Genomic DNA, 25,888 nt, shown 5'->3' on the forward strand with positions numbered 1-25,888 from the left:
TAAGTACATGGGATCGTAATGAAATTCAGCTCTATTCCAAACTACTTAGTATTTATTTGCTTATATGTTGTTTTGATATATAGATATTTGCTGAGCTTTGATGGTGATTTTGCTATGCCTCTTAAATGTAGCGTGAAAACGTCGAGTGAAACAGTGAGAATGCAGGCAGCAAGTATGATTGCTGTCACGGTATGCCTTCAGATTGTCTGAGGCTTTCCAGAGCGCGTTGGAATTCCGGCGATTGCCGCAACACGTCGCGTCCGGCTGCTTGTAGCTGTTCGACGTAATCTGGCGTAATCGTGAATGCTGTCGGTACTTGCAGCAGCGACTGACGCAAATGACGATCTTTAATGTCGCGCAGGCTGACGTTAATCAGATGCAATTCTGCATCGGCTGAAAAAGGGCTGTCTTTTTTACCTCGATTTTCGATAATTTCCCGCTTCCAGCGGGCAACGTCATCGTTTAACATTCCCAGTGTGATCTTGGTATCACGGGAACCGACGCCAAATAACAAGGCGTCTGCGACTTGTCCTGTCGTCGGTACTTTATCGCTCTGATCTATCTTTTCACCTAAATCGCGCTCGGAATTAATCGAGATCAGAATCATGCGTCGTATCGAGCCGGGCGGGGCTTTACGAAAGCTCTCCTGGACTGAGCCATCCGCGACGATGCGATCCAGCATTGCTCTTACCCCCAGATTATCAGTCAGCCCGCCATCGACCAGGTGCAAATACGGACGCGCTGCGGCGTCTTTATAACTGGCTTCGTTGGCTTTCAGTATGCGTGAGCGGTAATTGCCTTCATCCTCGTTTTTTTTCTCAGTGGAAGCGTTGACGGGCTGTGCCGGACAATTATTCGCGTAATTGCGCAAGGTCAGCGGTGTCAGCACAATCGGTACTGCGGATGAGGATGCCACGGCGAAAGAGAGCGGCACACTGTCGAGATCGGAACAAATCAAGGCAAACTGTTCCGGTGTGAATTCAAATCCCGCACCCGTTGTCAGATCCGTCGCGGTGACCAGTAATTCATTAACATGCTGTTTCTTCTGTAAATCGCCAAAAGTCATACCGCGGTACAGGTGATCGAGCTGCTCACCTAAAATATGACTGCGGCCATACCATGGCGAGCCGAGCTGATACATCTGTCTGGGAGAAAATACAGTCTGAATCAGACCTTTTTCAAAATTTGACAGCAAAAACTCAGACTCAAAGCGAGTGAATGTTTCGTCGCCAAAAGCGGCGTAGTAGGTTGCCAGAATACTGCCGCCGGAAACGCCACTGATCAGACCGACCTTATCGAGTATCGTCGTTCTTTTACCTTCCCACAGAAAACTGGTGTCCTTCAATTCTCGCATCACGCCAAGACCAAAAGCGGCAGCGCGGGCACCGCCACCGGATAAGGTCACCGCCGCGACGATAGAGGGGCGGTTTGCCAGCAGGTCTTCTCGTTGTGCCACGGCAGAGCCTGATTTCGCGACTTCATTTTGCCAAGGATGAAAAGTGGAGCAGGCACTTAACAGCGCAAGCGCGCAAGTCAGTAAGCAACGTTTGATGATCGGAAATAGTGTCATATTTATTCCAGATGAATTTCCGGAATTGTACTACTCAGCCGATATTGTTCGGCAACATCACCATGGCTGTTTTGCGTAAGAGAGTTAAGTTTTGTTTGATGGCCGAAACGATGCATACCATGTTGTCGTGGCGTTTTTTGATTTCCGAACGCTTTTTTGACTGGACCAGCGTCAGATCTGGCGGCAATATTTTTTTGCAAATCAGTTCGTAATCGCCGTCTTTCCGTTTTGTCGCGCCAATCTCAGACCACAGGGCATCGTAGTCGGACAATACCTTTCCCTGTTTAATCGATCGATGAACAACACGGTGTGTGTTTGCAACCAGGCGCAGGGTATCGCAACCGAATTGAATTCCCACCTGTTCAACCAGCCTGATCAGTAAATTTTTAGGACGCATGCCATAGATATCGCGCGTACTGCTGCGGATCAACTGCACGGTGTTCTGTTCGCGGGATCCTTGTATGCAGCCAATATAAATATGCATGCATCCGCTTTCTCGGAAAAAAGTGAATGCGCATGAGTAAATCAATACCTGATTTCGTGATAACTGCAGTATGAGTTCCCCCTCGCGTTCCATAGGATCAATCGCGCGTAAATGTATGCCGTAGGTGTTTCCCGTTTTTCCTGTGAAGCACGCCAGATCAACTGGTTCTCTGGAGCTTTTCCTGATCATGTCGTGTAAGCCTTGTTCCAGGATAAATGCGTAGTGCTGCTGTATAACCTGAAAGCGTGCATCGTGATTCAATAGTGTCGAAATATACGGACGGTAGGGCTTATGAATAAATCGTGGCCTGACGCTGACAAGATCGCTGTATAGCTGCTGTGAATTCAATAAATGCAGCCACTGATGTGTCAGGTTTGACCATAAGACGGCCCTTCCATATAACTTCAGCATTGCACGGAAGCGCACCGTGCCACTTAATCCTGAGAGACAGTCGGCCAAGGTAACGAGCGAGGTTTCAACCAGAACAGATTGATGTTCGCCTATCTGAATAGTGGTATCAAATGCATTCATTATTCGTCCAGTACGCCACCACCCAGGGATTTATAAAGCGCAACGGTATTGCTGTATTCTTGCTTACGGAGTTCCAATAACGACCGTTGAGCCGTGTACAGCGTCCGTTGCGCATCCAGTAATTGCAATCGACTGTCTTGTCCGGCGTGATATCTGATACGGGTCAGCTCCAGATTTTTTCTGGCACTGTCGGAAAAACGCTGTTGCGCTTCGATCTGGCTTGCGTACGTCGCTTGACCCGCGAGTGCGTCTGCCACCTCACGGAATGCGGTCTGTATTGCGCGTTCATAGTCTGCAACGGCGGATGATTTTCGTATCTCGGCCAGCTTTAATTCCGAACGCAGACGTCCATGTTGAAAGATCGGTTGTGTCATTTGCGGTGCGAATGACCATGCATGCTGATTGCCACCAAACAGATTGCTCAGCGAGGAGCTGCTGTATCCGACTGAGGTCGTCAGCGATATACGTGGAAAAAAAGCTGCTCTGGCACTACCTATGTCGGCGTTCGCTGCAATCAGATTTTGTTCCGCCTGTAAGATGTCCGGGCGCAAGCTTAACAGGTCGGAAGGAAGGCCTGCGGGTATCTGTGGCGGTAAAGCGCTATCGCTAAAACGGTCAGATATCGCCTTGTTATGGACAAAGTCGCTGCCTGTCAGCAAACGCAATGCATTATGGGTTTTGCTGAGCTGACGTTGCCGCTCCGATAAATCTGCCTCGGCGCTGGCGACTTGCCCTTCGGCGACTGTCACATCTGCATTACTGACTTGCCCCGCCGTTTTTAAGCTACGTGTGAGTTTCAGTGACGTGCGCCAGTCGGCTAAGGTTTTTTCCGTCAGATCGAGTTGTTGCCTTGCCAGCAGATCTTCGTAATAAGCATCAGCCACAGCGCCGATCAGCGATATTTTCGCGGAACGTTGCCCTTGTTCGCTGGCCAGATATCTCGCGAATGCCGCATCGCTTAATGATTTCACGCGGCCAAAAAAATCCAGCTCGAAAGCAGTGATCGCTAATCCCGCCGTGTGCTGTGTGTTGACGCTTGCTGCTGCACTGTCTGTCATCGCGGTACGCTGGCGGATACTCCCGGCAGTGGCATCTATTGTTGGCAAACGAGCGCTATTCTGTATCTGAAATTGTGCACGCACAGCTTCTACGTTCAGACTTGCGATGCGCAGATCACGATTGTCTTCCAACGCGAGTTGGATCAGATATTGCAATTGCGGGTCTGTAAAGACACGGCGCCAACCGGTTTCAGCGATGCTCTTGCCTTGCATTTGCTGTTGTGTAGAGTAGGTATCCGGTATCGGCGCGGCTGGCCTGACCAGATCAGGTGTCAGTGAGCAGGCGGACAGTATCAGAATTAATGCTGAAAAAATGATGTACTTCATATTAGCTTTCAATCACAGGAGCAGAACTGGCAGTTTTGTCAGCATCTGTTTTTTTATGGAATCGCTTTGCTATTCTTTGCGCTGTACTCAGTACAACCACAAAGAAAACGGGCGTGAAAAAGATCGCCAGCACAGTCGCACTGATCATGCCGCCGAGTACGCCGGTACTGATGGCGTGTTGAGTCTCTGCACTGGCACCAGTCGCAATAACGAGCGGGAATACGCCCAGACCGAATGCCAGTGAGGTCATCAGAATAGGCCGTAAGCGTAATCTCGCCGCTTGCAGCGCTGCATCAGACAGGCTCATGCCTTGCCCGACCAGTTGCTTGGCAAATTCAACAATCAGAATCGCATTTTTGGCTGACAAACCAATGATCGTGATCAGCCCGACTTTAAAGAAGACATCGTTTGGTAAATCCCGTAGCAACACTGCGAGAACGGCACCAATCAAGCCAAGCGGAACAACCAGCATGACCGACAGCGGAATCGACCAACTTTCATACAACGCGGCCAGTACCAAAAAAACGACCAGCATGGAAAGTGCCATCAGCATAGGTGCCTGCGATGCCGACTGACGTTCCTGCAAGGATTGACCAACCCACTCAAGAGTAAAACCGGGTGGCAATTGCGCTGCAAGGCGTTCCATTTCATTCATCGCATCGCCGCTGGAAATGCCAGGTGCAGCACTGCCTGAAATCCGCGCCGACGGATAGCCCTGAAATCGCACTAATTGAAGAGCTGCCTTGCCCCAGACCGGCGTGACGAGTTCTGCGAGTGGCACTACCTGACCGGCGTTGCCACGTACATACAGTTTCAAGACGTCATCAAGCTGCATCCGTGATTTGGCGTCTGCCTGAACGATGACTTGCTGTACACGTCCTGCATTCACGAAGTCATTGACATAAGCGGAGCCCATTGCCGTCGACAATGTGTCACTGATACTGGCAAACGATACGCCCAGTGTTTCGGCTTTCTTTCGGTTGATCTCGAGTCTGACATTGCTGCCCGGTTGCACTCCGTCCGGGTAGACGGCGGTTACCAATTGGCTTTGTGATGCCAGCTTCAACAAGGTATTTTGCGCATCACGTAAAGCGTCTTCACCTTTGTTTGAACGATCCTGCAGGCGTAGCGTAAAGCCAGAAGAGGTGCCGAGTTCATCAATCGCCGGTGGCATCAGGCTGAAGACTGTGCCTTCTGTAATACCGGACATCGCAAGCTGCGCCCGGCTTAGCTCGTCTGCCGCTGTCGCGCCATTCCGTTGTGACCAGTTTTTTAACATCGTAAAGGCCATTGCCGTATTGGTTCCGGCACCGGAGAAACTGAATCCGAGAATAGACTGATTCGCATCGATTCCCGGACGGGAAGCGACATGTTTTTCAAAGACCTTCACCACATCCAGCGTGCGTTCTGTTGTTGCGTCGGAAGGCAGCTGGAATGAGGTCATGAAGTATCCCTGATCTTCTTCCGGCAAAAATGAGCTGGGGAGCAGACCAAATGAAAGCACCAGTGCAATAACGATAGCGGTGAACATCAGCATGGTTCTGCCGGTTCGCTTCATCAGAGTAACGACCCATGCAGCATAGCCGCGGGTCATGCGTTCGAACTGGCGGTTGAACCAGCCGAAGAAGCCTGTGCTTGCATGAGCATCAGCGTTAATTGGTTTCAGGATCGTCGCACACAGCGCGGGTGTCAGGGTCAGTGCAAGAAATGCAGAGAACAGAATCGACACCACCATCGACATTGAAAACTGCCGGTAGATCGCGCCCACAGAACCACTGGCAAGTGCCATCGGAATAAAGACGGCAGTCAGCACCAACGTAATACCGACGACTGCTCCGCTGATTTCCTTCATCGCTTTGGCGGTTGCTTCTTTGGGCGATAAGCCTTCTGTCGCCATTAATCGCTCAACGTTTTCTACGACAACAATCGCATCATCCACAATGATGCCGATAGCCAGTACCATGCCGAACATCGTCAGTACGTTAATCGAGAAACCAATCAACAGCATCAGCGCAAATGTACCTAGCAATGCGATAGGGGCGACTATCGCCGGGATCAGCGTGTAGCGCACTTTTTGCAGGAATAAATACATCACCAGAAATACGAGCACCATTGCTTCAAGCAAGGTTTTAATCACTTTTTCGATCGATATTTCAACAAATGGTGCTGTATCAAAAGGAATGGAGTAGTTGATCGCTGCCGGCATCGTCTTTTGCAGTTCCGCCATTCTTGCGCGCACCGCTTTAGCGGTTTTGACCGCGTTTGCTCCTGGCGAGAGTTGAACCGCAGCCGCTGTTGCCACTTTGCCGTTTTCGCGATTTGAAAAGCTATACGATTGTGCGCCGAGTTCAACTTTGGCGACATCAGAAATCGTCACTTTGCTACCATCAGCGTTAGCGCGTAAAACGATAGAGCCAAACTGGGCCGGCGTTTCTAACTGTCCATGTGCTTCCAGCGGAAAGGTGACGCGTTGCCCGGTTATCGCCGGTGAACTTCCGATGGCCCCGGGCGCAATCTGAATGTTTTGTTGTGCGACTGCAGTCGTCACGTCACTCATGGATAAATTGTAAGATTGCAGCTTGGCCGGATCGACCCATATTCGCATCGCTTTTTCCGCGCCGAATAACTGCACTTTGCCAACGCCCTCAATCCGGCGCAGTTCCTCCACGATGTTACGGGCGAAATAGTCGCTCAGATCTGCCTCGTTGAGATTACCCTCTTTGGAGCTCAACCCCACGATCATCAGGAATCCCGCTGAGGCCGATTCCACACCGAGCCCATTCTGACGTACGACCTGTGGTAGGCGAGGTTCTACCGTTTTGATCCGGTTTTGCACATCGACCTGCGCCATTGCCGGATCTGTGCCGGGTTTAAAAGTGATGGTGATCTGTGCGCTGCCAGAACTATCAGCAGTGGACTCAAAATAAAGCAGATTTTTAACACCTGAGAGTTCGCGTTCAATCACGCTGACAACGGCATCGTTCAGCGTTTTTGGTGTTGCACCCGGATAGTTGGCGCTGATACTGACGCTGGGTGGTGCAATCGAAGGAAAACGTGCGATCGGCAATTGCGGAATCGCAATGATTCCGGCCAGAGCGATGAAGATGGCAATGACCCAGGCAAAAATCGGGCGATGAATAAAAAATTGCGGCATGATCATTCCCTGAATTTATTTCGAACGCGCCGCAGATGCTGACGTCGCTTTCCACTGTTGTGCATTGACTTCGCTTCCCGGTTGCAAACGTTCCACACCTTCAACGACGATAAGCTGGCCTGCACTGATACCGTTGTTGACGACATAGTTCGATCCGACAAGGGCACCCAGTTCAATCGGTTTCTGAGTAACTTTTTTGCTGGCTTCCACCACCCACAGATATGCCTTCCCCACACTGTCACGCTGGACTACCTGCTGCGGAACTAATACCGACGCGGTTACTGTTCCTTGTGGAACGCGGGCACGTACATACATTCCGGGTAATAACTGGCGGTCGCGGTTATCTACTTCGATACGCATTACGATCTCACCGCTGCTTGCGTCAACATTCACTCCAGAGAACAACAGTGTGCCGTTGACAGGGTAAGGACGGCCTTCTGCATCCAGCACCTGAACTGGGATTTCCTTTGCTTCGTTGTTCTTATCTTTCGCAAGCAGATAGGACATGGAGCTTAATTTTGATGCAGGCTTTCTGACGTCGACATAGACGCGATCAATTTGCTGAATTTTTGCCATGGGATTGACATCGCTGGCCGTGACCAGCCCGCCTTCAGTCAGCAATTCCTGACCAATGCGTCCGGAAATGGGCGCTTTGATGCTGGCATAGTCAAGATCTAGCCGGCGTCGTGCGAGGGTCGCCTTGGCTTGTGCAACATCTGCCGCAGCCTGCGCCGTCGCGGATTGCGCATCGTCCAACACCTGGCGGCTGACAGCATCACTCTCTGCCATCTGTTGCAGTCGTTTGCTTTGCAGTGTGGCGCGTTCAAGAACTGCCTCTGATCGTCTGAGAGCAGCGGCTGCTATATCAAATTCTGCTTTCAGTGGCGCTGCATCAATTTGAAATAATTGTTGCCCGGCACGCACTTCAGCACCTTGCTGAAACAGGCGTTTCTGAACGATGCCACCGACTTGCGGGCGAATTTCTGCGGTGCGATAGGCAACTACACGGCCTTGCAGCTCATCATGTAAAACGACATTCGCTGTTTGAATTGTCGTTGCTGCCACAATCACGGGCGGGGCTGCTACTTCGGGTGTTGATTTGTTGCATGCGGCGAGCGTAATAGCACTGACAGCAGTGAGCGTCACTATCATTAATCTCTGTTTAACAAACGTGTGCGTCATGGTGATGTACCTTCTTTAGATATCCAGAGTCAGACTGGTCAGCCGCAAGCTTAATAAAACAGCGTGGGGTTTTCGTGGTGAATTTATGGAGTTATGATGGAGATCGCTATTTTTTCTGAACACTTATGAACCATCCTGCAGTTAATCCCGTTAGCACGAACAAACCAGAGCCTGGTGGCGCCTTAGTTCTCATCGCTGAAGATGAGCCGGAAATTGTCGAAATCATCAAGGCTTATCTGCATCGGGATGGCATGCGCACTGCTCATGCAAAAGATGGACGTGCTGCGTTAGAGTTGCATCTTGCAATCAAGCCGGATCTGGTTTTACTGGATGTCAAAATGCCCCATGTTGATGGTTGGCAGGTGTTGTCCGAGTTGCGACGAAGAGGAAATACGCCAGTGATCATGTTGACTTCACATGATCAGGATATTGATAAGCTGATTGCATTGCGTGTTGGTGCCGATGACTACGTCGTCAAACCGTTTAATCCGGCAGAGGTTGCCGCACGGGCATTGGCGGTTTTGCGGCGTACGGGGAGTGGCGGCGCGACGGAGCGTGGCCTGTTGCGCTGCGGACCGATAGAAGTCAATCTGGAAACGCATCAGGCTTACGTACAGATGAAGGACGAAGCTCTTCCGCTGCCTCTTACGCTGACCGAATTCCGCTTGCTGGCACACATGGCGCGCACACCGGCAAGGGTGCATAGCCGCGCGGAACTGCTGGTCAGCTGCCTGCCAGAAGGTGACAGCCTGGAGCGTACCGTTGATAGCCATATCAGCAAATTGCGTAAAAAATTAGAAGCCGCAGATGTACCGCATTTGCTGGTCAGCCTGCGCGGCGTCGGTTATTGCCTGAAGAGTCCATCGTGAGCACTGAATCGGATTTCAGCCGACAGATCATTCGCTGGACATCGGCGGTTGTGCTGAGCATCATCGCCATCGTATTAATCAGTACATATGTGTTTTATGCTTTACTGATTCAATGGGTTCCCAGTTTGTTTACAGACGTCGATCCAATGTCGCTGCCAACATGGCCGGAATGGATTTATATGGCAACGATTACTGTTGTCGGTCTTGTGTTTGGCATCGCTGCGGCAAGGAAACTGGCCAGGCGCATATTGATTCCGCTTAACTCCATTGCTGACAGTGTTAAACGTATTGCCGACGGCGATCTGTCTGCCCGCGCAGTTGCAGGAGATCGTACCTTGGGCGAAACCGCCGCCCTTGTTGATGGTTTTAATTCTATGGCAGAACGCCTGCAGAGTACCGCGCACGAATTAACGACCTGGAATGCTGCGATTGCGCATGAATTAAGGACGCCGCTGACGATACTACGAGGGCGCCTGCAGGGCATGGCTGACGGCGTATTTCCGCCAGAGGAAGCGCAGTTTCGTAATCTCTTGAATCAGGTCGATGGGCTTACCCGCCTGGTCGAAGATTTGCGCGTCCTTAGTCTGGCCGATGGCGCTTATCTGAGCTTGAGATTGGAAGATGTGGATATTGCATCCGAAGTCAGTCAGGTGCTTGAACTCATGGCGCCATCACTGACTGCTGCCGGGTTTTATCTTGATATGAAGGTAGAAAGCACTGTCATCGTTTGCGACCCGTCGCGGATACGACAAGTTATCGTTGCTTTGCTTGAAAATGCACGTCGCTACGCGTCTCCCGGCAAGTTGCTGATTGAGTCCAGACTGTCGCAAAACGCATTTCATCTGACGGTGACTGATGAAGGACCGGGCATTCCTGAACATCTGATTCCTTTTATCTTTGAAGCATTTCAACGCGGCGATGATTCCCGTTCGCGCGAAAGTGGCGGCAGCGGGTTGGGACTGGCGGTGGTGCGGGCGATTGCACAGGCACATAAGGGGCAGGTCAGTTATTCGCAACACGCCGGTGGCGGCTCTGTATTTCAGATCACTTTGCCGAGTGTGCATTGAGGTGTAGGTCAGTGTCGTGGCAGTGTGCCTCTGCCCGACATGATGCTGCTTTCCGGACTTCACTATCGTCATCCATTCCTGAACTGAAAAACACCGGCAGAGCATTTTGCGTATAATCTGTCCGCCGATTATGTCGGCAGGTCGTACGTCTTCAGGGCGGGGTGTAATTCCCCACCGGCGGTAAAATTTGCCAGATACTTTTGGCAAAACAAGCCCGCGAGCGCTTGCAGTGAATGATCATCGTAGTTGTACTGATGGTGTTGCAAGGTCAGCAGATCTGGTGTGATTCCAGAGCCGACGGTGATAGTCCGGATGAGAGAAGATATGCCTGATATCAGTGCTCGCGCCAGCTCGCGAGCGCTGGCTTTGGGCTATTCAAAAATCCCCTGAAACGTCTTTTGCACATTTTTTTGCGGAGCGTTTCAATTATGTTGAGTAACACAAACAGTCTTACTGCAGTATCCGGTTCAACTACTGCATCATCTTCAGTCGCTACGACTGCACAATCTTCCCGGCGTTTTGTTTATTCCGACAGCCCGTTTGCTCAGCGTTTACAGCGCGCTCTGGCTGACCTTCGGAATGGGCGGCCAGTTTTATTGATGGACGATTTTGATCGTGAAAATGAGGCCGATCTGATCATCGCAGCGGAAAAAATTACTACCGAGAGCATGGCCAGATTGATCCGTGATTGCAGCGGTATCGTTTGCCTGTGCCTGACCGACGAGCGCTTGCAGCAGCTTGATTTACCACCGATGGTGGCAGCAAATGGCAGTCGTTTTGGTACGGCATTTACGGTCACGATAGAAGCAAAGCATGGTGTGACTACCGGCGTTTCTGCTGCCGATCGGGTTACGACGATTAAGGCTGCCATCGCAGATGGGGCCGTGCCTGGCGACCTGGCTCGGCCCGGGCATGTTTTTCCTTTGCGGGCAGTGCCTGGTGGTGTATTGCAGCGGCGTGGACATACCGAGGGTTCTGTGGATCTGGTGCGTCTGGCTGGAATGCAGGCGGCAGCGGTATTATGCGAACTAATGAATCCGGATGGCAGCATGTCACGTGGTCAGGATATTCTGAATTACGCAGCGGCGCATGATATTGTGATCCTGAGTATTGATGAGCTGGCACAACATATAAGCGGTTTGCAAGCTAGCTGAGTCACCGCATTTATCAGGCGTTGAAATGATGATTTTTTACTTTGAATGGTCTGTTGAGACAACAAAGGATGGGAGGTGTTTTAATGGGTGATCAACACAGTTGTCATAAGCGATCTCTCGTCGCCGTATTGTGTGCATTCCTTTTGCTGTGGGTATCGTTTGCAGCATTCGCCGCACCCGCATCCTGGTATAAGTGGAAAAGCAAAATCAAAGATGCAGAGGTCTGTTCGCAGACTTCGCCGGGCGAGGGTTGGGAGCGTACCGCAGGTCCTTATCGTGACGGACGATGTGAAAAACTGAAAAACTGAAAAACTGAAAAACTGAATGACTGTTTTTCCTGCCTGTCCGAAGAAACTGAAGAAGCAAATCATCTGAAAAAAAGCCCTCGCCAGTTATTAGCGGGGGCTTTTTTACGTGCTCATCCCAGCGTTCATCTACGTTCGCTGATTAATGTCGCCAGCACGGCGACAGTACCGAAAGAAATCGTTAATCGTTTTTTGTATAAATAATCGCGTTTTAATTCGTTTTCCACTCTTAGAGATTTCGCTACAGTTTTGTCATAACGATGTGCGGTAAATACATCGATTGCTTTGAAAGATATTTATGACAGATTCTACGATGACTCCCAACGATGCATTTTCTTCCGCCAGTTCCGCTTCTGATGGTAGCGGTGGCGATGTCGCAAGCCTGCTTTCCCATGCAAAAGAGGATGCCCGTCAACAACAATTGCCTTTTGCCGGCAGTCTGACGCCGGTTGATGCCTGGCGTCTGGTACAACTCGGTGCGGCTACCCTGGTTGATGTTCGCACGAATGAAGAACGTAAGTTTGTTGGTCATGTTCCCGATAGTCAGCACGTTGCCTGGGCAACAGGCACTGCACTGACCCGTAATCCGCGCTTCGTGAAGGAGTTCGAGAGCAAACTCAAAGACAAGGCTGCCGTATTTTTGTTGCTATGTCGCAGCGGCAAGCGTTCGGCGGCAGCGGCTGAAGCATTGAGCAAGGCTGGATTTGTGAACGTCTTCAATATCACCGAGGGGTTTGAAGGCGAGATCAATGAGACGCAGCAACGTGGTCAGCTCGGTGGCTGGCGTTTGCACTCCTTGCCCTGGGTTCAGGATTAAGCACATATCAACGACCACACGGAATTTGCTGGTCTGTGGTCATTGACTCCCATTGACTCCCATTGATTCCATTTATCGGCAAGTTGTTTCACACCTGAACTGATCAGAGTTATGACTAACAATAAAATTAATAATCAAGTTCATGCGCCTGCAACACAGCGAGCGTCGTTATTTGGTATCGAGCAGGTTGTCAGTGAACTGGCCTCTGTGCGTCAGGCCTGGCGCAGCCGTCAGGTGCGTCCGTCGGAACCGGGTGGCCGTGAACTGCCATCGCGGGATGCGCTGACAAAAATACTTGAAGATCTGCGCGGAGCGCTGTTTCCCATGCGTCTTGGGCCACCGGAACTGCGTCAGGAAAGTGAAGATTTTTACGTCGGGCATACCCTTGATTCGGTGCTGCATTCATTGCTGACGCAGGTGCGGTTGGAGCTGAGTTACGCATCGCGCTATAACAATCACCATGAGCTGCATACCGAAGACCGGGCAGTGTCTATCGTGCGTACTTTCTCACGTTCTTTGCCACAGATACGCAGCCTGCTCGACAGCGATGTGATTGCAGCTTATCAGGGCGATCCTGCCGCCCGCAGTGTCGATGAAGTTTTACTCTGCTACCCCGGCGTGCTGGCCATGATTTATCACCGCGTTGCACATCAATTGTATTTGCTGGGCGTGCCTTTACTGGCACGTATCGTCGCAGAAATTGCACACAGCCAGACCGGCATTGATATTCATCCCGGTGCGCAGATTGGCCCGGGCTTTTTCATTGATCATGGTACCGGCGTGGTGATTGGTGAGACTGCCGTAATCGGGCAGCGCGTGCGTATTTATCAGGCCGTGACACTTGGAGCGAAACGTTTTCCCGCCGATGAAGCAGGCAATTTGCAGAAAGGATTGCCGCGCCATCCCATCGTTGAGGATGACGTCGTCATTTATGCCGGTGCGACCGTCTTAGGACGGATCACGCTGGGACGTGGCGCGACGATTGGTGGCAATGTCTGGGTCACGAATGACGTGGCACCCGGCAGCCATGTCAGTCAGGCGAGTTTGCGCCATGAGCAGCATGTCGAAGCGCCTCATCCGGAGTGATGATGAAAGAGCTTTGCAATTGCTTTGGCATTGCCGTTCGTCAGGCCCGAGATGCACATCAGTGGTCGCAGGAAGTGCTGGCGGAAAAGGCGAATCTTAATCGTTCTTATATAGGCGAGATTGAGCGCGGAAAAGTGATTCCGTCTTTGGTGACGATGGAAAAACTATCGCAGGCATTGGGCCTCCGTATGTCAGAACTGCTGGCTCGCTGTGAGGATGTGCGCCATGCCCAGGCAATGCAAAAGATGTCCTTGATGGCGATAGCATGTTGAATGAGGGCGATGGGCATCAGACACTGTCTTATCCGATGAATTGATTTTCTTGTTGTTATTTTTTGCAGTCCGATAAATCCACTTACTCATGGAGTGACCTATGTCTGATGTACCTTCGCCGAATTTTGCACTGGGCGATAATGCTGCTCGTCAGTTAGCCAATGCAACCAAAACCGTTCCGCAGTTATCGACCATTTCTCCACGCTGGCTGGTGCATCTGCTGCAATGGCTGCCGGTTGAAGCAGGTATCTACCGTCTCAATAAAGTAAAAAATCCTAAGGATGTCCGCGTTGCCTGTTCTCAGCGTGACGAATCTGAATTGCCGCAAACGTTTGTTGATTATGAAGAGCAACCGCGCGAATATTTCCTGAATGCAGTTGCCACGGTACTGGATGTGCATACCCGTATTTCTGATTTGTATAGCAGCCCGCACGATCAGATTAAAGAACAATTACGTCTGACCGTAGAAACAATCAAAGAGCGTCAGGAAAGCGAGCTGATTAATAACCCTGATTATGGTCTGCTGGCGAATGTGCATGATGATCAGCGCATATCGACGCTGACTGGCGCACCGACACCGGACGATCTGGACGATCTGCTGACCAAAGTATGGAAAGAGCCAGGCTTTTTCCTCGCGCATCCGTTGGCGATTGCAGCGTTCGGCCGCGAATGCACGCGTCGCGGTGTTCCTCCTCCGACAGTCAGCCTGTTTGGTTCGCAATTCCTGACATGGCGCGGCGTTCCTCTGGTTCCATCTGACAAATTACCGATTGAAGACGGCAAAACCAAAATCATTTTGCTGCGCGTTGGTGAAAAACGGCAAGGTGTGGTTGGTCTTTTCCAGCCCGGGCTGGCTGGTGAACAGAGCCCAGGTCTGTCAGTGCGTTTTATGGGCATTAACCGTAATGCGATTGCTTCTTATCTGATTTCTCTTTACTGCTCATTGGCAGTGTTGACGGATGATGCCCTGGCTGTGTTGGACGATGTAGAGATCGGTAAATACCATGACTATCCTGACACCTACAAATAATAGTCAGGTGTCTGCGGACGGTGTGCCGGATGAGGCACTGCTGAATCGCATGGCATCTGAATTCTTCGCGCTGGTGCCGGGTGCTGCTCAGGCGGCTGCGCAATTCCTGCCGGGATTGTCGCACCTGAACGAGCCACATCCAGCAACGGTGTCTCCTGCCGGGAAAGCACCTGTTATCGAGCCACAAAGCAGTTCGTCTGCACATGTAGCACCAGTGGCAGAGCCGGGCATCGCGCAAGGTGTACCCGCGGTCTATGCGGCGGCCTTGCCGCACAACGGTGGTAGCAGCGTTGCACCGTCCCGGCCTCAGGCTGGAGGGGCAGGTTCGCCGTATTATTTTTTAAGCGGAGAACATGCTTATCCGTCGGCGGATGCGGGTCTGGACAGTCTGGCGGCGCAGGCGACAGGAAGCGATCAGGTCAGTGCCCGCGCTTTTGGCTTACCAGGACAGGATCAGTTGCAGCGTTTGCTAGGAGAGTTGTATCCGGCGAGACCGGCAACCGCGACATCAGCCACGCCGGCAAATGAATTGTCGGCCACATATTATTTTCAGCAAGGAGAGCAAAATTATTGGGATGCTGCTCCCCGCGCTGCGAATCCTGCTTTGGCCGCACCATTTGATATCCATGCCGTACGGCGCGATTTTCCGATATTGGCCGAGCGTGTGAATGGCAAACAACTGGTCTGGTTTGATAATGCAGCGACGACGCAAAAGCCGCAATCGGTGATCGACAGGCTCAGCTATTTCTATGCACACGAGAATTCCAATATTCATCGTGCCGCACACGAATTGGCAGCGCGGGCAACCGATGCTTACGAAGGTGCGCGCAATACCGTGGCACGTTTTCTGGGGGCGGCGTCGCCAGAGGAAATTATCTTCGTTCGCGGTGCAACGGAAGCGATTAATCTGGTCGCCAATACTTTCGGTAAAAAGTTTATCGGTGCCGGTGATGAGATCATCGTGTCGCAACTTGAGCATCATGCCAACATCGTTCCGTGGCAACAGCTGGCGGCAGAAAAGGGCGCAGTGATACGGGTGATTCCGGTGGATGACAGCGGCCAGATTCTGCTGGATGAATATCGCAAACTGCTCAACAGCAAGACCCGTCTGGTCTCGGTCACGCAGGTGTCGAATGCACTGGGTACCATCACACCGGTACAGGAAATCATTGCGCTGGCGCATAGTGCCGGCGCCCGCGTGTTGGTGGATGGTGCGCAGGCAGTGTCGCACCTGCGTGTCAATGTACAGGCGCTGGATGCCGACTTCTATGTGTTTTCCGGACACAAAGTATTCGGCCCCACCGGCATCGGTGTTGTCTACGGTAAAAAAGCTTTACTGGAGCAATTACCACCGTGGCAGGGCGGCGGCAATATGATTGCGGATGTGACGTTTGAACGCACCCAATATCAACCTGCACCGGCGCGTTTTGAGGCTGGTACCGGCAATATTGCCGATGCCGTAGGTTTGGGCGCTGCGATCGACTATGTGGAACGTATCGGTCTTGAAAAAATTGCTTTGTACGAACATGCTTTGCTTGAGTATGCAACCCATGGTCTGAAAAGCATACCTGGCGTACGCCTGATAGGCACGGTTCACGCGAAGGCGAGTGTCGCATCGTTTGTCCTCGCTGGCTACAAGACGGAAGAAGTCGGACATGCGCTGAATCAGGAAGGCATTGCGGTACGTTCAGGTCATCATTGCGCACAACCGATATTGCGACGCTTTGGTGTTGAGGCAACTGTGCGTCCTTCGTTTGCGTTCTACAATACCTGCGATGAAATAGACCGCCTGATCGCGGTGGTCAAACGCTTGTCGGCGACCCGCCGGAGTTGAGCAAAAATGATTGGCTGCCGTTGACAAATCAGCATCGCGGCATCAGTCGATAGGCATGGTCGCTATAAAAAAGCCGTATCCTTGTGTCGTTCAGGGATACGGCTTTTATTTATTGTTTCTGCGATGTTGCCGCTGGCAGGTATTCCAGTTTCAATCCAACCGCAGTGCGAGCCGGGAAGCCTTTCCAATACGTATGCTCGGGCTTTTTGTTGCCACTTTCGTCGGTGCTCCATTTCCCGTCTCTGGCGTTTTCCGTTAGTGCGAGAAAAGCATCCATGCTGTCGTCATGTTTCAGATATTTCCCCAGAAATGCCGTGACAAAATGTTGGGAAATATTATTCATCCGGGTGTTATCCCACACTGCGTCGATATAACTTTCAGCCGGAATACGTTTCAGTGTCGGCACTGCCTGCCATGATTCCTTTGGGGCAGGAATTGGTGCGCCTGCGCTGTGATTGGCATTTTCAAACGTTAGCAGATAGCGCCCTGTATTGATGCTGGATTCAAACAGATTACGCACACCGGGCGAATAGCCAGAGACATCATCGGCACTGCCGGCAATATAAAAGAGTGGCGTTTTGATGGCGGCCAGGGACTGCGTATCCCATAAGCCTGCATTCCAGCCCCAGGGGGCAAATGCGACTGCCGCTTTAATTCGTTTGTCGATGGATGCCAGATAACGTGGATCATTTGCGGCGCGACTCTGTAGCGCGCCATTCGGCACGGTTGGTGCACTCACGCTTTTCGCGCTGACGCCTGCACCTAAACTGTTGAGCACACCGTAACCACCCATGGAATAGCCAATCAGCGCAGTGTTAGCTGCATCAATGATTCCTGTTAATTTCCCGGTTTTGTCCTGTTCGTTTAACAGTGCCATCTGATTTAATACGAATAGCTGATCGAGAGAACGATTTAATAAAGTACTGGAAAAATTTTTAAACTCATGAAACGTGCTGTCGGTATGGTCGATCGCCACTACGACATAACCTTTGCTGGCCAGATTTTCTGTCAGGTGACTGAGCAGAAAGCGGTTCCCCGGATAACCATGAGAGACGATCACCAATGGAAATACACCTGCATTTTTTTCGGCAGCGGCATCCCGTACTGCTTTCCCTGTCAACGTCACCTCTGTTTTTCCATCGCGTAAAAACGTGCGGAATGTTGTCGCCGATGGCGAGTGGTCAGCAGCGACGGCTGGATACCAGATTTCCAGTGTCAGCGGCCGGTTATAGCGAGGGATAGCCTCACCTGGTTTCGCATTCAGAATATCCAGTTGCCCCGGATTGCTGACCTGTAGTGTTGTGACGCCGACAGGATAGCGGCCATACGCAGCCAGTTCCGGTGCGTCTGGGCGTATCTGATCAATCCGGTTATCGATTGCAAAAGCTGGATTGATCTGGGCAAGGCAAACCGCTGCGGTAATCCCAGACAGGGCAATGCAGATGTGTTTTTTGAATGTCATATTTCTGGCAGTAAGCAAAAATGTTTTTACTCGAAATGCCCTGACTCAGGCGGAGTAAAAAGATGTTGAGGTTAAGTCATGCGTGATGCGGTAAATCGTCGGTAATGACAATGCATGCTGCCATCCTTGTGAACAGCTATTCAGGAAGGCAGCATGCGCAGAAGTTGTGATCTCAGACCGCAACCTCAGATGTGCTCAGAATTTCCAGCCGTAAGCGACGCCGACTATATTTTCGCTGAGCGAGACATTGGCATTGCCAGCACCAAAAGATGCGGGGATGGAATTACTGCCATTGACGGTCTTTTTGAAACCATGTGTATATGAAAAACTCAACTCGCCGCCATTCGCCACTTTGTATGTAGCGCCCAGCGTCAGATGATCCTGCACTACTCCCGGTGCGAGAATATTGAAAAAAGTTTCGCTGGCAGGTACAGGCTGGCCGCCATGATTGTAGCCCGCACGCAGGGTCAGATCCTTGCTGTAATCATAGACTGCTCCCACTTTGACGACAGTGATGTCGCGCCAGCCAAAGCCTGCGCCTTTTTCAGAACCGAGTGGATTTCCAGCAAATAAATTTGCCAGAGGATTGGCGATAGAGCTGATGTCGCCATACTTGATCTGTTGCAGATCGGCTGCCAGCGTTAATTGCGGATGTACTTTGTATGCCAGGCCAATACCGTAATTTTCCGGAATGTCAAAACCACCGCCTTGTGCGAACAGACCACGGTATTTTTCAAAATTACCGGTTTTGACTTTCGATGCCCATGTCGCGCCCAGTGTCAGCGCAGGAGTGATCTGTCCTGTCCAGCCCAGGCGCAGTCCCCAGCCGGTTGAGCTGTCATTGCCATTGTCGGTCAGGTTTTTACTGTCGATGGAGGCAGATGAAAAAACACTGACTCCCTTCGCTGAAAAACGTTGATAAGCAAAATTGATGGCAGCACCAAACGCATGCTGATCATTGACTTTGTAAGCCAGCGACGGCGAAATGAACAGCTGTTCCAGATTAACGCCAGCGCTGCCTTTACTGCCAAATCCGGCGTAAGGATTTTTACCATAATCGGTATTCATGCCGCCATTGCCGTAAGCCGCAATACCAACACTGACATCCTGATTCAACTGTCTGGTGTAGCCCAATTCAGGTAGCCAGAAATTCTTTTTATCATTCCCTTCGTAGCTGCCATTAACGCTGGGAACACCGTTTCCGGTGATTTCAGTGCTGCGGCTGGGGCTAAACCAGCTGAGCCCGCCATCAATACGGTTTCCTGTCCAGGCAATGCCTGCAGGATTGCTCGCCGCTGCCAGGCTATCTTGTGGTAACGCGATGCCCACACCGCCAGTGGCTTGTGTTTTGATACCGTAGCCATGAGAAAAATAGCCATCGGTAGCGAAGGCCGTGGACGCCGTCAGCAGGCTCAATGCCAATACGTTGAATTGTAATTTTGCGTGTTTCATAAAAATCTCGTTAATGTGGAGCCGACAGATTTCAGTCTGACCGCGCTCCTGGTTGCATGCGGTTTGATGTTCAAATGAGATTTAATCTTCGAAAGGAAAAGCGAGGAACGATTATTTTTAAATTTGTATATATGATTAAGCGTCAGTTGATTTCTACGACGACTTCGTCACAGGTAAAACTGAGCAGCGCAATTTTCAGAAGAAAAAATGCGACAAAAATATCTGGAATTTTTGTCGCATAAAAAATACAAGATGTGTTGAACTCAGTTATTTCGTATACCGGTTTTTCGGAAACGCCAGACCAAGGTGTTCGCGTAAAGTGGTTCCGGCATAACTGGTACGGAATAAGCCGCGTCTTTGCAATTCGGGAACAACCAACTCTGTGAAATCTTCCAGGCCGCCGGGCAGATATGGCGACATGATGTTGAATCCATCTGCTGCATCATTTTCAAACCAGAGCTGTATCTGGTCAGCGATGTGTTCCGGTGTGCCTATCAGTGTGAAGTGACCGCGCCCGCCAGCGATGCGCAAATACAGTTCACGTATCGTCAGATTTTCACCCTGAGCGAGCTGTGTCAGTAATTTCTGGCGGCTTTGCTGACCATTATCTGTGAGCGGTAATTCCGGCAATGGTTCATCGACAGGATAAGGTGTCAGGTCGAAATTACCTATCATTCTTCCCAGCAGGGTGATGCCATCTTTCGGCGTGACCAGATCTTGCAGCAGCTGAAATTTCCGTTGTGCTTCTTCCTGTGTTTTTGCAACGACAGGAAACAGACCTGGCATGATTTTCAAGTCATCACGATGACGTCCGGCTTTTTCCACTCGTGCTTTCAGATCCTGATAAAAGGCTTGCGCAGAGGCGAGTGTGGGATGCGCAGTGAAAACCACGTCGGCAGTTTCAGCGGCCAGATTCTTTCCGGTTTCCGAGCCGCCCGCTTGCACGGTAATCGGCTTTCCCTGCGGACTGCGGCTGACATTGAGCGGCCCTGCGACAGAAAAGTGTTTGCCGTGATGCTGCAAGGTATGTAGTTTTTGCGGATCAAACTGGATAGCATTTTGCTTATCGTTCAGAATCGCATCATCTTCCCAGCTATCCCATAAACCTTGTACTACCTGATGAAATTCCTTTGCCCGTTCATAGCGCTCTGCATGCCCTACATGTTCTGTGCGGCCAAAATTAGCTGCTTCGGCTGCATTATCCGAGGTCACCAGATTCCAGCCAGCGCGACCTCTGGAAATTCTGTCCAGTGAAGCGAATTTGCGCGCAACATGATAGGGCTCATTGTATGTTGTAGTGGCGGTGCCTATCAGTCCTATGCGATCGGTAACGGCGGCAATCGCAGAGAGCAAGGTCAATGGCTCCAGTCCGCCGACGCCGCTGGTCAGCGCAACGCTGTCGGCGAAAAAGACGGCGTCAAAGCAAGCACGTTCCGCAGTTTTTGCCAGATGCTGGTACAGTCTGAGCGGGTCTGCGCCGGTATCGGCCTGCGGATGCCGCCAGGCGGCAACATGATGTCCGTTATGAAGTAAAAAAGCGCCGAGTTTCAGTTCGCGTTTTGTCATGATCTCAGAAATCCTTTCTGGCCGTGATGCCGAAATAGCGTTGATCGTCGCGGGGGGCTGCACGGGTGACGTAGCCGCTGCTGTTGACCAGATTCGTCGCGTAACTCTTATCGCCCAGATTTTTTCCTATCAATGCAATTCGCCAGCCATTGTCGGAAGAGGATAAGGCGATGCTCGCATTAATCAAACCGACGCTACCCTGTATCGTGTTAACCGACTGGAATAAGTCATACTGCACTTTGCTTTGCCAGGCGTAGTCGGCAGACAGCTCCAGATGCAATCCATTGGCCAGTGGAATGCCATAGCTGGCACGGCTGAAGCTTTTCCATTTAGGTGAGAACGGTAAGGGCTGACCATTCAGCGTGCAGGAGGCCGCGGCTGCCGCAGGGCAGTTGAACTGATCAATTCTGGCGTCGATATAGGCCAGTGATGTGCTCAGATTTAGACGGGAAACAGGGCGCGCTTCAACGTCAATTTCCACACCACGCGTCGATACTTCGCCCGCATTGATCAGACGGGTGACAACTGCACCGGCGACGGTGTCATAAAAATTCGCCTGATAGTTTTTATAGTTGGTCTGGAATGCGGCCAGATTCACACTCAGCTTTTTATCGAAACCGATGGCCTTGATGCCGATTTCATAGGAGTCAGATGTTTCCGGTTTCAGCGCGAGCGTGTCGCGATTGAGCATGTTGAAGAATACATTGTAAGCAGGGCCTTTGTAGCCACGCGACACGGTTGCATACGTGCTGATGTCTTTGCTCAGATCATATTGCAAGCCTGCGCGCCCGGACCATGCACTTTCGGACGTTGATCCGGTATTGTTGGTGGCCGGTTGTACGCCGGAAAATGCGGTTGTCTGCGTTGATATGCGGGCATGGTTGTAAGAAAGTTCGTCACGTGTCCAGCGCGCGCCGGCTATCGCTTTCAATCCATCGCTGATCAGGTAGTTGCCTTCGCCGAACAGGGAATAGCTATCACTCGTAACACTATACGGTGCAAAGCCGGAATTGATCGACGTTGCTGACGTCGTGACGATGCGTTGATAAGTTTCCTCATCTTTGCCATGCAGATAATAAGCACCGAGAACGTAATCGACGACGCTGTCTTTAGGTGAGGCCAGCCGTAATTCCTGTGAAAACTGGCGATAGTGCAGCGTGCCGATATCACGGGTCGCCGGAAAAGCAGCGCTGATACGACTGAGATCCGCGCTATTGCCTATGGCCGATGTGGTCGTGTGTTGTTCATTATCCCACTGGCGTGCTGCTGTGATGGAGGTGAGTGTATAACCCTGGTTGCGCCAGTCAATCTGCGCGGAAATCCCTTTGTTGAAATCGCTGATATCACTTGGAATATCGGTGCGGATCTGGCGATTTTCAGTGCTTGCGATCACCGGTGCAATCGCTTGTGAAAATGGTGCGCTGGTGGATTTGTAAGCGACAAATGTCGGTGAACTGTTTGAACGCAGATAGTCGGCAACCAGCGTGATATCAAGGTCGCTGTTCGGCGTTACCAGTACTTTCGCACGTAAGCCCTGACGGTCGAATCCATTCACCTTATTACCGCTGGTGACGTTATCGACATTACCGTCATATTTCGTGTCCAGCGCAGTCAGCGAGGCGCGTACTGTTTCCGGTACCAGCGTGCCGGAAACACCTGCCCGTAAGCGCCTTTCATTACCTTCAAAATACGAGGCGTCAATGAAACCGGCAGTGTCTTTTCCAGGTTTTCGGCTGACGACATTGAGCACACCCGACGACGCATTTTTGCCAAACAAGGTGCCCTGCGGTCCACGCAATATTTCGATGCGGTCGATGTCGAGTAAGTCCAGCGTTGCCTGCCCAGGGCGAGCAAAGACGACACCATCCACGACGGTGGAAACAGTCGGTTCGACGCCGGGTGATGTGGAAATAGTGCCTATCCCACGGACGAAGATAGTGCTGTCTTTATTGCCGCCTTGCTGACGGAAATTCACACTCGGTAATTCTGCAGCAATACTGTCGATGCTGTTGCGATTCGCTTGTTCAAGCAGGTCGCCGTTGAGTACCGATACAGCGACAGGCACCGAACGTAAACTCGCTTCCCTGCGTGTGGCTGTCACTGTGACTGATGGCAGACCCGCCTGATCGTCACTTGCCGGAGGTGCCGCATTTTCAGCAGCAGCGGTACTGATGGAAATTGCGGCAACGCTCAGCAAGCTGCCTAGTTGCTGAGCACGGCGACGCTGCAATAATTTGTTTTTTGTATTGATCTTCATGGTAGTCCTTTAATCCCTCAATCTTGGTAAATGCCATTCTGCAAAGCGCTGCTGCGTTGATGGTCTGCGTGCTCATCCTTTTCGTGTGTGATAACAGCAGTCTTACTGTGCAACGGCCTCTTAGTTGAATCGGTAATAAGCAACGAAGGAAATGCGACTTCGCTGCTGCCATCGGTGCTGTTAGAATTTGCATGGTACCGATACCATTTTTAGTTTCTTTGATGGCGATATCCAAGTCAAAGAATTAAAACAAGCATCTAAATGTCTTTTGAGAATATGCAGAAATGACGCAGGAAAACGGAACCCGAAAACGACGTGGCTCAGGCCGCGCGACCATACACGATGTCGCTAAAGCTGCTGGCGTCGGCTCAATTACCGTGTCACGCTATTTCAAGCAACCCGACACGGTATCGGAGGCATTGCGAGAGCGCATCCGCAGTGCAGTCAGCGCTTTGAACTACGTGCCGAATCTGGTGGCGGGAGGTCTGGCTTCGACCCACGGGCGGATTATCGGCATGGTGATACCGAATATTTCCGGCCCGATTTTTGCCAATACCATACAGAGTTTCAGTGATGTGCTGACTGCGCATGGCTATCAGCTGTTGCTGGCATCGAGCTATTTTTCTGAAGCACAGGAAGAAAGCGCAGTACGTACTTTTCTGGGATGGTCGCCAGCGGCGCTGGCGGTCACCAGTCAGTATCACAGCAAGGCAACCGGGCAATTACTGGCATCAGCCAATATCCCCGTAGTTGAAACCTGGGATTACGCACCGCGGCGCAAACATATACAAGTCGGTTTTTCGCATACAGAAGTAGGGCGTCAGGCTGCCCGTTATTTGCTGGGCAAAGGATATCGCCGGATTGCGTTCGTACAAAACAGCGTGGCGAGCGATGAAAGTGCAATCGACCGGCGCGATGGATACGCTGAAGTGATGCGTGAACAGGGCTTGAAGCCATGGATGTTTATACCAACTGCCGCCACACCATTTGAGGCAGGAAAACAGGCAATGGAAGCGCTGGCTTTACGTCAGCGCGGGGCGGCAGAAGCGATTATTTTTGCTAACGACAATCTGGCGGCGTCAGCGATTCTTGCCGGGCAACGCGCTGGTATACGCATGCCGGAACAATGTGCGATCGTTGGTTTTGGTGACTATGCCATGTCCTCCATGTTGCTGCCGAGTCTGACGACGATACGGCCACCGGCGAAAGAAATTGGTGAGATTGCCGCCCTCAGAATTCTGGAAAGTCTGGGCGAACTTCCTTTATCCGGGCGTTTACAAAGATTGAATTTGCTGGCTTGTGAATTAGTGGAACGCGAAAGCGCCTGAGCGATAGGCTTACAACTGAGTGGCACAAGCAAGTGTCACAAATGAGAAAGAGACATCATGAAAAAATTAGTGAAGCTGAGTCTGTTTTTATACAGCCTGCTCCTCACCGTTACTGCTGTCGCGGACGATAAAGTGATAGGCATCGGCTTTCAGAAGGGCAGCGGTTTGCTGTCTGTGTTGAAAGCGCAGGGAACATTGGAAAAATCACTGAGTGCACAGCAGCTCAAGGTGAAATGGATAGAGTTTCCAGCCGGGCCGCAATTGCTGGAGGCTTTACACGCGGGGAATGTGGATTTTGGTCTGACTGGCGCCCCACCGCCGATTTTTGCACAAGCGGCCGGGGTCGATTTGCTCTATGTCGGTGCTGAACCCGAATCGCCATCTGCGGAAGCGATAGTGGTCGCTAAGGATTCTCCATTAAAAACGGTGGCTCAGCTAAGAGGAAAAAAAGTCGCCTTTCAAAAAGGCTCCAGTTCAAATTTGCTGGTGTTAGCGGCACTGCGCAAAGCGGGTCTGAGCATGCAGGATATTCAGCCCGTCTATCTTGCACCGGCAGATGCGAGAGCGGCGTTTGTGAGTGGCAGTATCGATGCGTGGGTCATCTGGGACCCTTATCTGGCAGCGGTTCAGCATAGTTTGCCAGTCCGGGTGCTGGCTGACCATCAAGGCTTGTTGCCGGCGAATAGTTTTTATGAAGCCTCCCGTCGCCTTGCGGAAAAATCGCCAGCCGCGCTGAATATCATTCTGAACCAGTTGGCGCAGACCGGTGCGTGGGCGCGAGCGAATCCACAATTATTGGCTGGTATCATCGCGTCGCAATTAGGGTTGCCGCCCGCCGTTATCGAAACCTGGCAGGCGCGCAGTCGCTATGGGGTTGTGCCTGTCAGTGCAGATATTGTTGCGCGTCAGCAGGAAATCGCTGATCTGTTTTATCAAAATAAGCTCGTCCCCAAACCTGTCAATATCCGCCAGCAGGTGTGGCTGTGGAATCCCAAATAATCAGGCGTGTTTTTGTATTTCTTTTATATTTTTTGTATTAACATCAGGCGGGTTTAGTCGTTTTTTTAATTTCTTCCGGAGCCT

At 51.3% G+C, this 25,888-nt stretch carries 19 protein-coding genes and 1 riboswitch; of the genes, 10 read left to right on the forward strand and 9 right to left on the reverse strand.

Features of this window, described 5'->3' with window-relative positions; translation table 11 throughout:
• Nucleotides 1–184: 184 nt before the first annotated feature.
• Genes H8K38_RS15065 through H8K38_RS15085 form a run of 5 tightly spaced genes read right to left on the reverse strand, consistent with a single transcriptional unit; the run spans nucleotide 185 to nucleotide 8,276 of the window.
• Nucleotides 185–1,570: a patatin-like phospholipase family protein gene (locus H8K38_RS15065; protein ID WP_186885672.1), complete on the reverse strand. Its 1,386-nt coding sequence runs from the start codon at nucleotides 1,568–1,570 to the stop codon at nucleotides 185–187.
• A gap of 34 nt (nucleotides 1,571–1,604) precedes the next feature.
• Nucleotides 1,605–2,585, reverse strand: a complete 981-nt coding sequence (locus tag H8K38_RS15070; protein ID WP_186885673.1) for a DUF535 family protein — start codon at nucleotides 2,583–2,585, stop codon at nucleotides 1,605–1,607.
• Nucleotides 2,585–3,970 carry an efflux transporter outer membrane subunit gene (locus H8K38_RS15075; RefSeq protein WP_186885674.1) on the reverse strand — a complete coding sequence of 462 codons (1,386 nt, stop codon included), beginning with the start codon at nucleotides 3,968–3,970 and terminating at the stop codon, nucleotides 2,585–2,587. The genes H8K38_RS15070 and H8K38_RS15075 overlap by 1 nt, the downstream gene beginning before the upstream one ends.
• Before the next feature lies 1 nt (nucleotide 3,971).
• Nucleotides 3,972–7,124 (reverse strand): efflux RND transporter permease subunit, encoded by a 3,153-nt coding sequence (locus H8K38_RS15080; RefSeq protein ID WP_186885675.1) that lies wholly within the window; start codon nucleotides 7,122–7,124, stop codon nucleotides 3,972–3,974.
• Nucleotides 7,125–7,139: 15 nt separating this feature from the next.
• On the reverse strand, nucleotides 7,140–8,276 hold the full coding sequence (locus H8K38_RS15085; RefSeq protein WP_222610878.1) for an efflux RND transporter periplasmic adaptor subunit: 1,137 nt from the start codon (nucleotides 8,274–8,276) through the stop codon (nucleotides 7,140–7,142).
• Between the two features lie 155 nt (nucleotides 8,277–8,431).
• Here H8K38_RS15085 and H8K38_RS15090 point away from each other — a divergent pair, with 155 nt between their 5' ends.
• From H8K38_RS15090 to H8K38_RS15125, 8 genes are all read left to right on the forward strand, one after another.
• Nucleotides 8,432–9,175, forward strand: coding sequence for a response regulator (locus H8K38_RS15090; RefSeq protein ID WP_186885677.1), 744 nt, complete (start codon nucleotides 8,432–8,434; stop codon nucleotides 9,173–9,175).
• Nucleotides 9,172–10,242, forward strand: coding sequence for an ATP-binding protein (locus H8K38_RS15095; RefSeq protein ID WP_186885678.1), 1,071 nt, complete (start codon nucleotides 9,172–9,174; stop codon nucleotides 10,240–10,242). Before H8K38_RS15090 ends, H8K38_RS15095 begins: the two co-directional genes overlap by 4 nt.
• 143 nt (nucleotides 10,243–10,385) lie before the next feature.
• A riboswitch (FMN riboswitch) is annotated at nucleotides 10,386–10,570 on the forward strand.
• 100 nt (nucleotides 10,571–10,670) lie between these two features.
• Entirely contained in the window at nucleotides 10,671–11,396 is a 726-nt protein-coding gene (gene ribB / locus H8K38_RS15100) for a 3,4-dihydroxy-2-butanone-4-phosphate synthase (protein WP_186885679.1), read from the forward strand.
• Nucleotides 11,397–11,999: 603 nt separating this feature from the next.
• The gene (locus H8K38_RS15105) at nucleotides 12,000–12,518 is read left to right on the forward strand and encodes a rhodanese-like domain-containing protein (protein WP_186885680.1); all 519 of its coding nucleotides are present in this window, start codon (nucleotides 12,000–12,002) and stop codon (nucleotides 12,516–12,518) included.
• A 111-nt stretch (nucleotides 12,519–12,629) separates the two neighbouring features.
• The gene (gene epsC / locus H8K38_RS15110; RefSeq protein ID WP_186885681.1) at nucleotides 12,630–13,604 is read left to right on the forward strand and encodes a serine O-acetyltransferase EpsC; all 975 of its coding nucleotides are present in this window, start codon (nucleotides 12,630–12,632) and stop codon (nucleotides 13,602–13,604) included.
• Nucleotides 13,604–13,876 (forward strand): helix-turn-helix domain-containing protein, encoded by a 273-nt coding sequence (locus tag H8K38_RS15115; RefSeq protein WP_370527202.1) that lies wholly within the window; start codon nucleotides 13,604–13,606, stop codon nucleotides 13,874–13,876. Before epsC ends, H8K38_RS15115 begins: the two co-directional genes overlap by 1 nt.
• A gap of 100 nt (nucleotides 13,877–13,976) precedes the next feature.
• The gene (locus H8K38_RS15120) at nucleotides 13,977–14,906 is read left to right on the forward strand and encodes a family 2A encapsulin nanocompartment shell protein (protein ID WP_186885682.1); all 930 of its coding nucleotides are present in this window, start codon (nucleotides 13,977–13,979) and stop codon (nucleotides 14,904–14,906) included.
• Nucleotides 14,881–16,740, forward strand: a complete 1,860-nt coding sequence (locus H8K38_RS15125) for a family 2A encapsulin nanocompartment cargo protein cysteine desulfurase (protein ID WP_186885683.1) — start codon at nucleotides 14,881–14,883, stop codon at nucleotides 16,738–16,740. The genes H8K38_RS15120 and H8K38_RS15125 overlap by 26 nt, the downstream gene beginning before the upstream one ends.
• 109 nt (nucleotides 16,741–16,849) lie before the next feature.
• On the opposite strand, the gene H8K38_RS15130 is transcribed toward H8K38_RS15125, so the two are convergent.
• The 4 genes from H8K38_RS15130 to H8K38_RS15145 all read right to left on the reverse strand — a co-directional run bounded on the left by H8K38_RS15130 (nucleotide 16,850) and on the right by H8K38_RS15145 (nucleotide 23,477).
• Entirely contained in the window at nucleotides 16,850–18,202 is a 1,353-nt protein-coding gene (locus tag H8K38_RS15130; protein ID WP_186885684.1) for a dienelactone hydrolase, read from the reverse strand.
• A 195-nt stretch (nucleotides 18,203–18,397) separates the two neighbouring features.
• The gene (locus tag H8K38_RS15135) at nucleotides 18,398–19,654 is read right to left on the reverse strand and encodes an OmpP1/FadL family transporter (RefSeq protein WP_186885685.1); all 1,257 of its coding nucleotides are present in this window, start codon (nucleotides 19,652–19,654) and stop codon (nucleotides 18,398–18,400) included.
• Nucleotides 19,655–19,921: 267 nt separating this feature from the next.
• On the reverse strand, nucleotides 19,922–21,220 hold the full coding sequence (locus H8K38_RS15140; RefSeq protein WP_186885686.1) for an LLM class flavin-dependent oxidoreductase: 1,299 nt from the start codon (nucleotides 21,218–21,220) through the stop codon (nucleotides 19,922–19,924).
• A gap of 4 nt (nucleotides 21,221–21,224) precedes the next feature.
• Entirely contained in the window at nucleotides 21,225–23,477 is a 2,253-nt protein-coding gene (locus tag H8K38_RS15145; RefSeq protein WP_186885687.1) for a TonB-dependent receptor, read from the reverse strand.
• 284 nt (nucleotides 23,478–23,761) lie between these two features.
• Between H8K38_RS15145 and H8K38_RS15150 the strand changes: the two genes are divergently transcribed.
• Together H8K38_RS15150 and H8K38_RS15155 are read left to right on the forward strand one after the other, a co-directional pair.
• Nucleotides 23,762–24,805 (forward strand): LacI family DNA-binding transcriptional regulator, encoded by a 1,044-nt coding sequence (locus tag H8K38_RS15150; protein ID WP_186885688.1) that lies wholly within the window; start codon nucleotides 23,762–23,764, stop codon nucleotides 24,803–24,805.
• Nucleotides 24,806–24,862: 57 nt separating this feature from the next.
• Complete coding sequence (locus H8K38_RS15155; protein ID WP_186885689.1) at nucleotides 24,863–25,804, forward strand: aliphatic sulfonate ABC transporter substrate-binding protein; 942 nt, start codon at nucleotides 24,863–24,865, stop codon at nucleotides 25,802–25,804.
• The last annotated feature ends 84 nt before the right edge of the window (nucleotides 25,805–25,888 follow it).

The sequence above is a fragment of the Undibacterium sp. FT79W genome (assembly GCF_014284215.1).
Taxonomy (GTDB): domain Bacteria; phylum Pseudomonadota; class Gammaproteobacteria; order Burkholderiales; family Burkholderiaceae_D; genus Undibacterium; species Undibacterium aquatile.